This is a genomic window from Arthrobacter melezitosi, assembly GCF_054511055.1.
In genome coordinates, this window is the sequence record NZ_JBTNDJ010000008.1 from 121,161 (window position 1) to 135,808 (window position 14,648).

13 protein-coding genes are annotated in these 14,648 nt (G+C 71.3%); 8 read left to right on the forward strand and 5 right to left on the reverse strand.

All coding sequences use genetic code 11. The features are described 5' to 3' along the window. Window positions 1-38: 38 nt before the first annotated feature. Together ACX80W_RS10775 and ACX80W_RS10780 are read left to right on the forward strand one after the other, a co-directional pair. Complete coding sequence (locus ACX80W_RS10775) at window positions 39-368, forward strand: hypothetical protein (RefSeq protein WP_459283096.1); 330 nt, start codon at window positions 39-41, stop codon at window positions 366-368. Window positions 369-371: 3 nt separating this feature from the next. Next, on the forward strand, window positions 372-2,489 hold the full coding sequence (locus ACX80W_RS10780) for a thioredoxin domain-containing protein (RefSeq protein WP_459283098.1): 2,118 nt from the start codon (window positions 372-374) through the stop codon (window positions 2,487-2,489). Between the two features lie 62 nt (window positions 2,490-2,551). Here the strand turns inward: ACX80W_RS10780 and trhA are convergent, their stop codons facing one another. After that, window positions 2,552-3,283, reverse strand: coding sequence for a PAQR family membrane homeostasis protein TrhA (gene trhA / locus ACX80W_RS10785; RefSeq protein WP_459283100.1), 732 nt, complete (start codon window positions 3,281-3,283; stop codon window positions 2,552-2,554). A gap of 158 nt (window positions 3,284-3,441) precedes the next feature. Between trhA and ACX80W_RS10790 the strand changes: the two genes are divergently transcribed. The 3 genes from ACX80W_RS10790 to ACX80W_RS10800 all read left to right on the forward strand — a co-directional run bounded on the left by ACX80W_RS10790 (window position 3,442) and on the right by ACX80W_RS10800 (window position 6,302). Beyond that, entirely contained in the window at window positions 3,442-4,203 is a 762-nt protein-coding gene (locus ACX80W_RS10790) for an isoprenyl transferase (RefSeq protein ID WP_459283133.1), read from the forward strand. A gap of 114 nt (window positions 4,204-4,317) precedes the next feature. Further along, window positions 4,318-5,763 carry an RNA 5'-3' helicase PhoH2 gene (phoH2, locus tag ACX80W_RS10795; RefSeq protein ID WP_459283103.1) on the forward strand — a complete coding sequence of 482 codons (1,446 nt, stop codon included), beginning with the start codon at window positions 4,318-4,320 and terminating at the stop codon, window positions 5,761-5,763. Window positions 5,764-5,831: 68 nt separating this feature from the next. Beyond that, window positions 5,832-6,302 carry an NUDIX hydrolase gene (locus ACX80W_RS10800; RefSeq protein ID WP_459283105.1) on the forward strand — a complete coding sequence of 157 codons (471 nt, stop codon included), beginning with the start codon at window positions 5,832-5,834 and terminating at the stop codon, window positions 6,300-6,302. 115 nt (window positions 6,303-6,417) lie between these two features. Here the strand turns inward: ACX80W_RS10800 and ACX80W_RS10805 are convergent, their stop codons facing one another. Genes ACX80W_RS10805 through ACX80W_RS10815 form a run of 3 tightly spaced genes read right to left on the reverse strand, consistent with a single transcriptional unit; the run spans window position 6,418 to window position 9,160 of the window. Then, on the reverse strand, window positions 6,418-7,857 hold the full coding sequence (locus ACX80W_RS10805) for a class II fumarate hydratase (RefSeq protein WP_459283107.1): 1,440 nt from the start codon (window positions 7,855-7,857) through the stop codon (window positions 6,418-6,420). 22 nt (window positions 7,858-7,879) lie between these two features. Continuing rightward, entirely contained in the window at window positions 7,880-8,494 is a 615-nt protein-coding gene (locus ACX80W_RS10810) for a carbonic anhydrase (protein WP_459283109.1), read from the reverse strand. Window positions 8,495-8,515: 21 nt separating this feature from the next. After that, complete coding sequence (locus tag ACX80W_RS10815) at window positions 8,516-9,160, reverse strand: DUF4245 domain-containing protein (RefSeq protein ID WP_459283111.1); 645 nt, start codon at window positions 9,158-9,160, stop codon at window positions 8,516-8,518. 146 nt (window positions 9,161-9,306) lie between these two features. Here ACX80W_RS10815 and glpX point away from each other — a divergent pair, with 146 nt between their 5' ends. Both glpX and ACX80W_RS10825 read left to right on the forward strand, forming a co-directional pair. Next, a complete protein-coding gene (gene glpX, locus ACX80W_RS10820) occupies window positions 9,307-10,371 on the forward strand; it encodes a class II fructose-bisphosphatase (protein WP_459283113.1) in 1,065 nt (354 codons plus the stop codon). Between the two features lie 41 nt (window positions 10,372-10,412). Further along, the gene (locus ACX80W_RS10825) at window positions 10,413-11,561 is read left to right on the forward strand and encodes a Gfo/Idh/MocA family protein (protein ID WP_459283115.1); all 1,149 of its coding nucleotides are present in this window, start codon (window positions 10,413-10,415) and stop codon (window positions 11,559-11,561) included. A gap of 66 nt (window positions 11,562-11,627) precedes the next feature. On the opposite strand, the gene ACX80W_RS10830 is transcribed toward ACX80W_RS10825, so the two are convergent. Next, window positions 11,628-13,319: a BCCT family transporter gene (locus ACX80W_RS10830; protein ID WP_459283117.1), complete on the reverse strand. Its 1,692-nt coding sequence runs from the start codon at window positions 13,317-13,319 to the stop codon at window positions 11,628-11,630. A 223-nt stretch (window positions 13,320-13,542) separates the two neighbouring features. Between ACX80W_RS10830 and ACX80W_RS10835 the strand changes: the two genes are divergently transcribed. After that, window positions 13,543-14,568, forward strand: a complete 1,026-nt coding sequence (locus ACX80W_RS10835; RefSeq protein WP_459283119.1) for a lipid II:glycine glycyltransferase FemX — start codon at window positions 13,543-13,545, stop codon at window positions 14,566-14,568. The last annotated feature ends 80 nt before the right edge of the window (window positions 14,569-14,648 follow it).

Sequence of the window (14,648 nt, forward strand, 5' to 3'; positions counted from 1 at the left end):
GGCGGGCTGTCCGCCGCCGGAGTCGAAAGTGGTGCATCGTGATCCTCCCGCTCAACCTGGCGGCCGCCGTGGTTTCCTCAACCGGGGACGACCTCCGGCCGGGCCTTGACCCGGAGTCCGTGACCCCGGGAACCCTCGGCTTCATCTTCACGGTGCTGATCGTCGTCGCCGTCATCTTCCTCATCCGCGACATGAGCAAGCGGATCCGCCGCGTCCGGTACAACGCAATGCTCGAAGAGGGCGGGGCCGACACCCCGGCCCGCCTTGAGACGCAGGACGGTCCCGGGCACACCGGGCCCGGCCGCACCGGGTCCGGACCGGCGGCCGGCTCCGGCACGGCTCCGGGCGGAACGGCCGGACGGGACTGACCCGTGGGCCGGCGGCTGCAGGCTGAGGCATCGGCTTACCTCCGCCAGCATGCGGACAACCCCGTCGACTGGTGGCCGTTCGGGGACGAGGCCTTCGCCGAGGCCCGGGCGCGCGACGTGCCCGTCTTCCTCTCGGTCGGCTACGCGGCCTGCCACTGGTGCCACGTCATGGCGCACGAGTCCTTCGAAGACGAGCTGGTGGCGCGGTACCTGAACGAGCAGTTCGTCAGCATCAAGGTGGACCGCGAGGAACGCCCCGACGTCGACGCCGTCTACATGGGGGCCACCCAGGCCATGACCGGGCAGGGCGGGTGGCCGATGAGCGTGTTCGCCCTCCCGGACGGGCGGGCCTTCTTCGCCGGGACCTACTTCCCGCCCCTGCCCATCGGCGGGCGCCCGTCCTTCCGCCAGGTCCTCGAGGCGGTCTCCGAGGCCTGGGCCCAGCGCCGCGGGGAGGTCGAACGCAGCGCCACGGCGCTCGCCGAGGGCCTCGGCGCGGCCCAGCGGCAGAAAAGCGCACTCGTCGGCGTCCTTGGCCTGGACCCGGAACCGGATCCGGTGCGGATCGCCGCCGGGCCCGGCACGCCGATCGACGGGGCCCTGCTGGAGGCTGCCGTGCTGGGCCTGGCCGGGCGGGAGGACCCGGTTCACGCGGGGTTCGGCGGCGCCCCGAAGTTCCCACCGTCCACCGCGCTTCGGTTCCTGCTCGCGCACGCGCGCAGCACCTCCGCCACGGCCGAGGAGGCCGCCGGACTCGCCGGGCGGACGCTGGAGGCCATGGCCGTCTCCGGGATCTACGACCGGCTCGGCGGCGGCTTCGCGCGCTACGCGGTGGACCCCGCCTGGGCCGTGCCGCACTTCGAGAAGATGCTCTACGACAATGCCCAGCTGCTGCGCCTCTACGCCGAGTCCGCCCTGACCGCGCGCACTGTGGACCGGCGGGCCCTCGCCGCCGACGTCGTCCGCGGCACGGCGCGGTGGCTGCTCGAGGAGATGGTCGTGGACGGCGGCGCGTTCGCCTCCTCGCTCGACGCGGACACGGTCATCGACGGCCGCCCCGTCGAGGGCGGCACCTATGTGTGGACCCGGGCGGAGCTGGACCGGGTGCTCGGTGCCGACGCGCCGGCCGTCGCGGCCCTGTTCGACACCGACGCCGGCGCGGTCGAGGACGGCGCCTTCACCCTGCACGCCGGCAGGACCTTCTCCGCCGGCGAACAGCGGCTCTGGGACGCGGCAGCGCCACGGCTCCGCGCCGCACGGACGGCCCGGCCGCAGCCGGGGCGGGACGCCAAGGTCGTGGCCGGCTGGAACGGACTGGCCGTCGCCGCGCTGGCCGACTCCGGCGCGGCCCTCGGCGAGCCGGCCCTGATCGACGCGGCCGCCGCCGCGGCGTCCTACCTCCTCGAGGTGCACTGGGACGGCTCGGTGCTGCGCCGGGTCTCCCACGAGCGGCGGACCATCGGCATCGAGGGGCTGCTCGAGGACTATGCGGGCTGCGCGGAGGGACTCTTCGCCCTGTTCGCCGCGACCGGGGACGCCGCCTGGTACACCGCCGCGGAAAATCTCCTCCTCACCGCCGAGCGGCGCTTCCTGCGCGGAGGCCGCCTCGCCGACTCGGCCGCGGCCGACGGGCCGCTGCTGGCGGCGCAGGGCTCCGAAGAGGCCTCCGAGCCCCTCGACGGCCCCACCCCGAGCGGCACCGCGCTGTTCGCCTCGGCCCTGCTGACCTACTCCGCCTACAGCGGCTCCGCCCGGCACCGGGCCCTCTCCCTGGAGATCCTGCGCTATGCCGGCCACCTCGCCGAACGCGCCCCCGCCGCCGTCGGGTGGGCGCTTGCGGCGGCCCAGGCCTTCGCCGCCGGACCCCAGGAACTGGCCGTCGTCGGAGGCACGCCCGCGGCCGCGGCGGCGCTGGCGGACGCCGGACGGCGGTTCGGCAGGGCCGGCATTGTCCTCGCCCCAGGGGGTCCGGACGGCGCCGCCGGTTCGGTCGTGCCGTTGCTGGCGGGCAGGGCGCCGGGGGAGGACGGGGCGGCCCGGGCCTACCTGTGCCGGGGGATGGTCTGCCGGCGGCCCGTCGGGTCGCCGGAGGAGCTCATCGCGCTCCTCTCATCCTCCTGAGGACCCCTGAAGCGCCTCCACCGCCGGCCGCAGCGGCCGGCCGGGCAGGACTCCGCTGCGGCTCAGGCGCCCACGGGGTCGAGGACGGCCCGGAGGATCGCCGCGAAGTGGGCGGCGAACGCCGCAACGGTGAAGGCGTGGAAGAGTTCGTGGAAGCCGAACCGTTCCCGGCTGAAGTTCGGCCGGCGCAGGGCGTAGAAGACGGCGCCGGCGATGTAGAGCGCGCCGCCGGCCAGGATGAGCACGGTCACCACGGGATCCGCGGCCCAGAACGCCGGGAGGTAGAACAGCGCACCCATACCGAGGGCCACGTAGACCGGCACGTAGAGCCAGCGCGGCGCGTGCAGCCACAGGATGCGGAACAGGACCCCGACGAGCGCGCCCGCCCAGATAATCCACAGCAGGGTCACCGCGGTGGGGCGCTCCAGCATCGCCCACGCCAGCGGAGTGTAGGACCCGGCGATGACGAGCATGATGTTGGTGTGGTCGAGCCGCTTGAGCACGAGGCGGGTCTGGGGCCTCCAGTTCCCGCGGTGGTACACGGCGCTGACACCGAACAGCAGGACGCCGGTGGCGGCATAGACCGCCGAGGCCGCCTTGAGCGCTCCGGTGGGTGCGGCGAGGACCAGCACGATGCCCGCGGCGAGCGCCAGGGGAGTGGCGACCGCATGGATCCAGCCCCGCCAGGACGGCTTGGCCGCCAGGACGTCGGCAACCTCGTCCAGGGTGGCCTCCACCGGCCCCGGCCGGTCCGCGGGGGCCGGTCCGTTGCGGCGTCGGGAAGGCGAAGTCATGGGAAGAGCGTAACCTACGGTGGCGTAAGTTACCGACGGGTAGGGTGGCCGGGGGTCCAGCCTCCGAACGATTCTCCGCCGTGCCGGTACCGTAGGAGTAGCGCTCCGGCAGGAGCGCCCACCACGACTCAGACGGAAAGGGCGGCCCGGGCGTGTTCCTGAAAATCCCTGAATTCGCCTACAGCTTCTACGAACGCCGGCTCCAGCGGGACCTGAGCCCCGAGCGCATCCCGCACCACATCGGCGTCATGGTCGACGGCAACCGGCGGTGGGCCCGGCTCGCCGGCGCCCCCACCAGCCACGGACACCAGGCCGGGGCCGACAAGATCCACGAGTTCCTCGGCTGGTGCGAGGAACTCGGCGTCGACGTCGTCACGCTCTACATGCTCTCCACCGACAATATGGGCCGGCCCCGGGAGGAGATCGACCAGCTCCTCGACATCATCGCCAACACCCTCGACCGGCTCGGCGAAAGCAACCGGGTCCGCGTCCAGCCCGTGGGAGCCCTCGAACTGCTGCCCGACGACCTCGCCGCGAAGCTCGCGGCCCTCGCGGCCCAGACCGAGGCCATCGACGGACTCCACGTCAACGTCGCCGTCGGCTACGGCGGGCGGCGGGAGATCGTCGACGCCGTCAAGGAACTCCTCCTCGAAGCCGCGACCGAGGGCAAACCCCTCGAGGAGCTCGCCGCCGAGCTGACCGACCAGCACATCTCCTCGTTCCTCTACACCCGCGGCCAGCAGGACCCGGACCTGGTCATCCGCACCTCCGGGGAGCAGCGCCTCTCGGGATTCCTCATGTGGCAGAGCGCCTACAGCGAGTTCTACTTCTGCGAAGCGCTCTGGCCGGACTTCCGCCGCGTGGACTTCCTCCGGGCCCTACGGGACTTCGGGCGCCGCCAGCGCCGCTTCGGTTCCTGAGGCTTCATCCGCAATTCATTTTCGACACGGTTTTCCTGCTGCTTGCCACCGGCCCCGGCGGCGTATTCTTTCTCCATCCACCGGCGCCTCCGCCGGCGGACGGAGAGGCCGCCCATGACGCCGGAACGCACACCCGTTCCGCTCAGCACGGGGAGGCCGGACCCGGCCTCCCGCCGGGCCGCCCCGCCCCACCTCGAACTCGGGGTGCCCGCACCCCGGAGCGGAGTCCACGTGGCACCATCCGATCCCACCCCATCCCCTGCGGCCGACGGCCGGCGCAGCTACGTCATCGACACCTCGGTCCTGCTGTCGGACCCGCGGGCGGTGCTGCGGTTCGCCGAGCACGAGGTGATCCTTCCCGTCGTCGTCATCACCGAACTCGAAGGCAAGCGCCACGACCCGGAGCTCGGCTACTTCGCGCGCAAGGCCCTGCGGCTGCTCGATGACCTGCGGGTCAAACACGGCGGGCTGGACACGGCGGTCCCTCTCGGGGAAGAGGGCGGAACGCTGAAGGTCGAGCTCAACCACGTCTCGCCGGAGGTGCTCCCGGTCGGGTTCCGCAGCGCCGGCAACGACGCGCGGATCCTGGCGGTGGCCAGGCACCTCTCGATGGAAGGGCGCGACGTCACCGTCGTGTCGAAGGATCTCCCAATGCGGGTCAAGGCCTCCGCCATGGGGCTGCGGGCCGACGAGTACCGCAACGAACTCGTGAAGGACTCCGGCTGGACCGGGGTGGCGGAACTCGACGTGTCGGTGGAGGACCTCAACGCCCTCTACGACCACCGGCCGGTACACTCCGACGCCGGTGCGGAACTGCCGGTCAACACCGGCGCGATCCTGCACTCGCCCCGCGGCTCGGGGCTGGCGCGGGTCGGGGCCGACAAGGCGCTCCGGGTGGTGCGCGCCGACCGGGACGTCTTCGGGCTCTCCGGCCGCTCCGCGGAGCAGCGCCTGGCCATCGACCTGCTGCTCGACAAGGAGGTCGGCATCGTGTCCCTGGGCGGGCGGGCCGGCACCGGCAAGTCCGCGCTCGCCCTGTGCGCCGGGCTCGAGGCCGTGCTGGAGCGGCGCGAGCACCGCAAGGTCGTCGTCTTCCGGCCGCTGTACGCCGTGGGCGGGCAGGAGCTCGGGTACCTTCCCGGCAGCGAGAACGACAAGATGAACCCGTGGGCGCAGGCCGTCTTCGACACGCTCGGCGCGCTGGTCTCCCAGGAGGTCGTCGAGGAGGTGCTGGACCGGGGCATGCTCGAGGTGCTGCCGCTGACCCACATCCGCGGGCGCAGCCTCCACGACTCCTTCGTCATCGTCGACGAGGCGCAGTCCCTCGAGAAGAACGTCCTCCTGACGGTGATGAGCCGGATCGGGCAGAACTCGCGGATCGTGCTCACCCACGACATCGCCCAGCGGGACAACCTCCGGGTGGGCCGGCACGACGGTATCGCGGCCGTCGTGGAGACCCTCAAGGGCCACCCCCTCTTCGGGCACATCACCCTGACCCGCTCGGAGCGCTCGCCCATCGCGGCGCTGGTGACGGACCTGCTGGAGGGGGCGGAGATCTAGCCCCCCTCCCCGGCCCGCGGCGGTGCCCGGTGCGGGCCGGGAACCGGCGGTGACGTAGGGTATTTGGCATGCCTACACCCGACTTCGTCCTTGAGCTGAGGGAAAAGATCGGCCACGCCCCGCTCTGGCTGCCCGGGGTGGGGGCGGTTGTCTACAACGAGGCGGGGGAGGTGCTGCTGGGCCGGCGGGCCGACAACGGCCGGTGGGCCATCATCACCGGCATGGTCGACCCCGGCGAGGAACCGGCCCAGGCGATGCGCCGGGAGGTGTACGAGGAAACCGGCGTCGACGTGGAGGTCGAGGTCCTCCTCAACGTCGGCGTCGTCGGGCCGATCACCTTCCCCAACGGCGATGTCTGCACCTTCCTGAACCTCGACTTCCGCTGCCGGTACCTCGGCGGGGAGGCCCGCGTCAACGACGACGAGTCCCTTGAGGTGGGCTGGTTCGCGCTGGACGCCCTCCCGGAACTCAACGAGCGCCACCGGGAGCTGGTCCTCAAGGCCGCCGGGGCCGACGGCGTGCCCACCTTCCACCGTTGAGGCCAGCCCCGATGCGCCCGTTAACGACGGAAGCACCCGAAAGCGACGGACGCACCGGACAAAACCGGTGCGTCCGTCGCTTTCGGGTGCGCTGGGCGCTTCGGGGCGCGCCGGGCTACGCCTGCGGCGGGCGGGTCATCGACAGGACGTCGAGGGCCGAATCAAGCTGCTCCTCGGTGAGCTCGCCGCGCTCCACGAAGCCCAGGGCGACGACGGCCTCACGCACGGTGAGCCCCTCGGCCACGGCCTTCTTGGCGATCTTCGCGGCGTTTTCGTAGCCGATGTGCTTGTTCAGCGGCGTGACGATCGACGGCGAGGCCTCGGCCAGGAAGCGGGCCCGCTCGACGTTCGCGGTGATGCCGTCGACCATGCGGTCCGCCGAGACCCGGCAGGAGTTGCTGAGCAGGCGGATCGATTCGAGCACGTTCCGGGCGATGACCGGGATGCCGACATTGAGCTCGAACGCCCCGTTGGTGCCGGCCCAGGCGACGGTGGCGTCGTTGCCGATGACCTGGGCGCAGACCATGAGGACGGCCTCCGGGATGACCGGGTTGACCTTGCCGGGCATGATCGAGGACCCCGGCTGCAGGTCGGGCAGGGCGATTTCCCCGAGGCCCGTGTTGGGGCCGGAGCCGAGCCAGCGCAGGTCGTTGTGGATCTTGGTGAGCGACACGGCGATGGTGCGCAGCATTCCGGAGACCTCGACCAGGCCGTCGCGGTTCGCCTGGGCCTCGAAGTGGTCGCGGGCCTCCGTCAGCGGAAGGGCGGTGTCGGCGGCGAGCAGTTCGATCACGCGGGCGGAGAACCCGGCGGGGGTGTTGATGCCGGTGCCCACGGCGGTGCCGCCCAGGGGGACCTCGGCGACCCGGGGAAGGGACGCCTGGATGCGTTCGATGCCGTAGCGGACCTGCGCGGCGTAGCCGCCGAACTCCTGGCCCAGGGTGACCGGGGTGGCGTCCATCAGGTGGGTGCGCCCGGACTTCACCACGGTGTGAAACTCCCCGGCCTTGCGCTCCAGCGCCGCGGCGAGGTGCTCAAGGGCCGGGATCAGGTCGTTGGTCAGCGCCGAGGTCGCCGCGACGTGCACCGAGGTCGGGAAGACGTCGTTCGAGGACTGCGAGGCGTTGACGTGGTCGTTCGGGTGCACCGTCACCGTGCTGCCCGCGGCCTCAAGGGCGCGCGTGGCGAGGGTGGCGATGACCTCGTTGGCGTTCATGTTCGAGGAGGTCCCGGAGCCGGTCTGGTAGATGTCCACGGGGAAGTCGCCGTCGTACTTTCCCGCTGCCACCTCCTCGGCAGCCGCTTCGATGGCCCGGGCGCGCTCGCCGTCGAGCACCCCCAGTTCGGCGTTGGCGGTGGCGGCGGCCTTCTTGATCCGGGCCAGCGCTTCGATGTGCGCCCGCTCAAGGGTGGTGCCGGAGATCGGGAAGTTCTCGACGGCGCGCTGGGTCTGCGCCCGGTAAAGTGCGTCGGCCGGAACGCGGACCTCGCCCATGGTGTCGTGCTCGATTCGGTATCCGGCGTCCTGGGAAGTGGTGTTCGGGGTTGGCGTCATGGGCCAATTCTCACCTCAGCGCTTACAGTGCGCCAAATCCTGAAACCCTCACGACCCTGCCCTCGGCCAGCCGGTACGATACCCCGACGACGGCGGTCGAGCCGGAGGCCACGGCGTCGGCGATCACCCGGGAGCTGTCCACCAGGCGCTTGGAGGTCTGCCGGACGTGCTCCACGGCGGTGCCGTTGACCTCCGTCGTCCCGTCCCGCCGTGCCGTGAGCACCGAGGGAGTGATGCGTTCGACGAGGTCGCGCAGGAACCCGGTGGGCATGTCGCCGGTGTCGATGGCGTCCATGGTGGCGGTGACCGCCCCGCAGTTGTCGTGCCCGAGGATGACGATCAGTGGAACGCCCAGCACGCTGACGCTGTACTCAAGGGAGCCCAGCACGGCGTCGTCGATCACCTGACCGGCGGTGCGCACCACGAACACGTCGCCCAGGCCGAGGTCGAAGATGATTTCGGCGGCCAACCGGGAGTCGGAGCATCCGAAGATCACGGCGAAGGGATTCTGGTTGTGCACCAGGGTCTCCCGGCGCGAGGCGTCCTGGTTGGGGTGGGAGGAATCGGCGGCGACGAAGCGCGCGTTGCCTTCCTGCAGTCGGAGCCAGGCCTGGGCGGGTGTCAGTTGCTCTCTCACCCTGCCCACTCTACCGGTGGGTCAGGGGGCCTCCGCAGCCGGCGGTGCCGGCTCGAGGTCCGCAAGGACCGCCTCGGCCAGCACGTCGAACTCCGCAAGGTCGGCCTCGCCGCTGAGGACCAGGGTCGAGCCGTCCACCTCGGAGGTCAGCACGGTGTCGCCGTTCGAGGCATCCCTCAGCTCCCACTCGACGCCGCCGATGCTGCGTTCGCCCGAAAGCTGCGCCGGGCCGGCCTGCTGCGCCGTCCAGGACGGGTTGCCCTCGACGGTCTGGGCGAACTGGATGAAGCCGTTGCCGGCGGTGAGGTAGCCGACCTCCCAGAAGTCGACCCCGTCGCTGGTGCCCGTGGTCCAGCGCGCGAAGTTGGAACTCCAGTCCTCCGGCAGCTCCGGGGCGGCCGGTTCGTAGCCTGCGTCGCCCGCGGCCTGGGCGGCGACCTGCTCGACGTCGACGTTCCGCTGATAGGTGTCGGCGGTGTGCGTGGGGTTGATCAGCACGACCGGGACGACGACCGCAAGGGTCCCTCCCACGGCCATGAGCATGCCCACGATCGTCGAGTTGGCACGCTTGGCCTGGGCGGGGGTCAGCACCGGCTTCACGACCGGGGCCTCGGCCGCCGGCCGGGCGCCGTCGGGCCCTGGGGTTTCCTGCTGCGCATCGCTCACCCTCCTATTTTCCCCCACCGGAGGCCCCCGGCCTAACCGGCGGCCCAACCCCGGCCTCCACGGCCGGACGGGCCCCACTATGATGGCTTCAGGGACTGTGCCGGCCCCGCCGGCGGAACCGGACCTGCTCAACACTGCCTTCGACGATGAGGACGAACGTGACCGAGAACGCCGCACACGCCACCGCCCAGAACGCCCAGTACTCGACCCTGTCCCCGGCCCTGGCCGTCGGGGACCAGGAGCCGGACCGCAACCTCGCGCTCGAACTCGTCCGCGTCACCGAGGCCGCGGCGATCGCCGGCGGGCACTGGGTCGGCTTCGGCGACAAGAACCTCGCCGACGGAGCGGCGGTCGACGCAATGCGCTCCCTGCTCTCCACCGTCCACTTCAACGGCATCGTCGTCATCGGCGAGGGCGAGAAGGACGAGGCCCCGATGCTCTACAACGGCGAGCGGGTCGGGGACGGCAGCGGACCGCTGTGCGACGTCGCCGTCGACCCGATCGACGGCACCCGCCTGACCGCGTTGGGCATCAACAACGCGCTCGCCGTGCTCGCCGTCGCCGAACGCGGCACCATGTTCGACCCGTCGGCGGTGTTCTACATGGAGAAGCTGGTGACCGGCCCCGAGGCGGCCGACATGGTCGACCTGCGCCTGCCGGTCAAGCAGAACCTCCACCTGATCGCCAAGTCCAAGGGCAAGAAGGTCAGCCAGCTCAATGTCATGGTGCTCGACCGCGACCGGCACAAGCCGCTGATCGAGGAGATCCGCGCCGCCGGTGCCCGCACGAAGTTCATCATGGACGGCGACGTCGCCGGCGCGATCGCCGCCGCCCGCGAGGGCACCGACGTCGACGCCCTGATGGGTATCGGCGGCACCCCCGAGGGCATCGTGGCGGCCTGCGCCATCAAGACCCTCGGCGGGGTCATCCAGGGCCGGCTGTGGCCGACGAGCGATGAGGAAAAGCAGAAGGCTCTCGACGCCGGCCACGACCTCGAGCGGGTCCTCTCCACCGACGACCTCGTCACCAGCGACAACTGCTACTTTGCCGCGACGGGCATCACCGACGGAGACCTGCTGCGCGGGGTGCGGTACAACAAGGACAAGGTGCTGACCCAGTCCATCGTCATGCGGTCCAAGTCCGGGACCATCCGGGTGGTGGACGGCGAGCACCAGGCCCACAAGTGGGAAAGCTACGCCCGGATCAAGTAGGGAAAGCGCCGGCCTCCGCCGGGGAAAGGGCCGGGAATTCCATGGCTCCACAGCGTGACTCCACCCGGCCGCTCGGCGTCGCCGTGATCGGCTACGCCTTCATGGGCAAGGCCCACTCCCATGCGTGGCGCAATGTCGCCGGGTACTTCGACGTGCCCGCCTTCGAGCAGAAGGTCCTCGTCGGGCGGGACGCCGACTCGGTGGCCGACGCCGCCCGCCGCTACGGCTGGCAGGAATCCGAGACCGACTGGCGGAAGGTTGTCTCCCGGCCGGACATCGACATCGTCGACATCTGCACCCCGGGGTGGCTGCACGCGGAGATCGCCGTGGCCGCCCTCGAGGCCGGCAAGCACGTCCTGGTGGAGAAGCCCCTGGCCAACACCGTGGCCGAGGCCGAGGCCATGGTGGCCGCCGCCCGCGCCGCCCGGGCGCGCGGAATCCAGTCGATGGTCGGGTTCAACTTCCGGCGGGTCCCCGCCCTCGCCCTGGCCCGCACCCTCATCGCCGAGGGCAGGCTCGGGGAGATCCGCCAGGTCCGCACCGCGTACCTGCAGGACTGGCTGGCCGACGCCGAGGCGCCGATGGTGTGGCGGCTGCAGAAGGAGAAGGCGGGCTCGGGGGCGCTCGGGGACATCGCCTCCCACGCCATCGACCAGGTGCAGTTCCTGCTGGGGGACACGGTCGCCGACGTGACCGGGAGGATGCGCACCTTCGTCGGGTCGCGCCGCGGCCCCGAGGGCCCCGAGGAGGTGACCGTCGACGACGCGGTGTGGGCGAGCCTTTCGCTGGCCTCCGGGGCGGTGGCAAGCGTCGAGGTGTCCCGGATGGCCCTGGGGCGGAAGAACGCGCTGCGGATCGAGGTCTTCGGCACCGGCGGGTCGCTGTCCTTCGACTCCGAGGCGCTCAATGAGCTGCACGTGTTCGACGGTGCCGCCTCCACCGCCGGGCAGGGGTTCACCCGCGTCCTGGTGACCGAACCGGAGCACCCCTACCTCGAGGCGTGGTGGCCGCAGGGGCACCTGCTCGGCTGGGAGCATTCCTTCACCCACGAGATCCGCGACTTCCTGGTGGCCGTCGCCGCCGGCGCGGAGCCCAGCCCGTCCTTCGAGGACGGGCTGCAGCTCCAGCGGGTGCTCGCGGCGGTCGCCGAGAGCGCGGCGTCGGACAGTTCCATCGTGAAGGTGCCCTAGCAGCGCAGGTGCCCCGGGCACCCGCGCCGGCGAAGGCGCCCCTGCGCAGGTGCCCGGTGCGGCTGCCTACTGCAGCTGCCTCCGGCGCCCGCGGAGGAGCCGGGCGCGCTTCTGGCGGGTTTCGTGGAGCCGTGCGCGCTTCCGCCGGGCCTCGCCGGGCGACGCCGTGCGGGTGCGCGCGACCGCCGGGTCCCGCACCAGGTCCATCATCAGCGCGGTGCACAGGCCGATCATGATGAGCAGGAACGGCGCGGCGGCGATGATCGTGAGCGTCTGCAGGGCCTGCAGGCTTCCCACCCAGAGCAGGGCGGCGGCCACGGCACCGGTGAGCAGCCCCCACAGCACGGTGATCGACTTCGGCGGGACTGCCGCGCCGAAGGAGGACAGCGATCCCAGGACGATGGAGGAGGCGTCGGCCCCGGAGATGAAGAACACCGCCACGAGCACCACGACGACCACCGAGGTGATGGCCGCCAGCGGGTACTCCGCCAGCAGGGCGAACATCGCCGATTCCTGGCTCTCGGCGTTCGCGGCGGCGATGTCGGTGCCGGAGTTCTGCGCGGTCAGGGCGGTGCCGCCCCACACGCTGAACCAGAGGACGCTGATGGCGCTGGGCACGGCGACGACGCCGATCACGAACTCCCGGATGGTGCGCCCGCGCGAGATCTTGGCGAGGAAGGAGCCGACGAAGGGGGTCCAGGAGACCCACCAGGCCCAGTAGAAGATGGTCCAGGTGGAGAGCCACTCCTGGCCGCCGAACGCGCCGGTGCGCGAGGCCATCTGCGGCAGGCTGACGAGGTAGCTGCCGGCGGAGGCCGGGATCAGCTCAAGGATGAAGACGGTCGGCCCGACGACGAAGAGGAAGAACAGCAGGGCCAGGGCGAGGATCATGTTGCCGTTGGAGAGCCACTTGATGCCGCGGCTGATCCCGCTGACGGCCGAGATGACGAAGCAGACGGTCAGCAGGGCGATGATGCCGATCTGCAGCCCAAGGCTGCGTGCGGTGCCGAAGACCTCGGTGAGGCCGCCGTTGATCTGGAGGACGCCGAGGCCCAGCGAGGTGGCGGACCCGAAGAGGGTCGCGAAGATGGCGAAGACGTCGATCGCGCGCAGCGCACCGGGAGCGGGCCTGCCGCGGAACAGCGGGAGGAACGCGCCGCTGAAGCCGGCTCCGCGGCCCTTGCGGTAGGCGGAGTACGCCAGGGCCAGGCCGACGACGGCGTAGATGGCCCAGGGGTGGATGGCCCAGTGGAACAGGGTGTAGTTCAGGGCCTCCCGCGCGGCCGCCTGGCTGCCGGGCTCGATTCCCTCGACGGGCGGCGTGAGGTAGTGCGAGATGGGCTCGGTGACGCCGTAGAACATCAGCCCGATGCCCATGCCGGCGCTGAACATCATGGCGATCCAGGACGGCGTCGAGTAGCGGGGCTTTTCGTCATCGCGGCCGAGCCGGATCTGCCCGTACCTGCTGAAGACGAGGAAGAGGGCGAAGGCCACGAAGCCGGTGGCGGTCGCGACGAACGCCCAGCCGAAGTTCGTGACGAGGCCGGCGAGGACGACGGCGGTGGCGTCGGTGAATTGCGAGGGAAAGAGAACGGCGGCGAGGACCAGCACGGTGACGACGGCGAGGGCCGTGAAGAAGACGGGCCGGTCAAGTCGTGGGGTTCCGGGCGCCGGGTTGGCGCTGATTTCCGGGCCGGGTACGGCCGGGGTTTGCTGGTGTCCGGGTGGTCCTTCTGATCGTGCGGCGATTTTAAGCATGCTTTCCACCCTACGCGCGGTTCCGCGCAGGACCGGCCCGGATGCTCAGCAGGGTGGCATTTTTCACATTGGCCGAACGCCCCGGAGGAACCCCGCAAAGGTGGGTCCCACCTGCATCGAGAAGGCAGTAAGAACCGGCTTTGAGGGCGGTGCGGCGGCGGGTGCCGCGTCCTCGAGAGACGGGGTGCCGGGGTGGGGGTGCCGCCCCCGATAGAGTTGGTTTATGAGCCTCTCCGTAGAACCCTGCCTCGACCGCGCCCGCTGGGATGCCGGTGTGAACGCCCTGTCCGGCCATCCCCAGCAGCTGTGGGGGTGGGGCCAGACCAAGGCCGACCACGGGTGGGACGTCGAGCGGGTCGAGGTGCGCGAGGGCGCCACGACGGTCGGCTCCGCGCAGGTGCTCCTGCGCAGGCTTCCGTTTCCACTGCGCAGCCTCGCGTACATTCCGCGGGGACCCCAGGCCGTGGAAGGCCGCGAGGTCGAGGTGCTCGACGCCGTCGCGGCCCACGTCTCCGCGGCGCACGGCTCGGTGGCACTGTCGATCGAACCGGACTGGGACACCGGCGGCCCGGTCGAGCAGCGGCTTGCGGCCGCCGGCTGGAAGCCCAGCACCAACACGATCCTCATCGGGCGCACCCTGATCCTCGACCTGACGCTGTCGACCGAGGACCTGCTGGCCGGGATGAGCAAGAAGCACCGCCAGTACATCCGCAAGTCGGGCCGGGAGGCGCTGGAGTACCGCCGGGTCGCCCGGGCGGAGCTGCCGGCCTGCCTGGAGGTCTACCGCCAGACCGCGGAACGGGCCGGCTTCGGAATCCACGAGGACTCCTACTACTTCGACATCTTCGACAACCTGGGGGAGGCCTCCCCGGTGTACGCGGCGTTCAGCGGCACGGAGGTGGTGGCGTTCCTCTGGCTTTCCGCCAGCGACGCAACGTCCTTCGAGCTCTACGGCGGGATGACGGAGGAGGGCGAGAGGCTCCGTGCCAACTATGCGCTGAAGTGGCTCGCCATCGAGGAGATGAAGCGCCGCGGCATCACCCGCTACGACTTCAACGGCCTGCTGAACGACGGTGTCTCGAAGTTCAAGATGGGCTGGGCCGGCCACGAGGACCGGCTGATGGGCACCTGGGACAAGCCGCTCTCACCCCTGTACCCGGTCTTCGCCTCGGCCCTGCCGCTGGCCAAGACCGTGGTGCGCGGCGGGCGGGCCCTGGTCGGGACCGCGGCGGCCAAACTCCGGAGCTGAGCCGCGCGCCGGCGCCGGCCGCCTGCGCCTCCACCCCGGTGGCGGGGAAGGGGGCGGCTTAGACGTCGGTGTTCTACAGG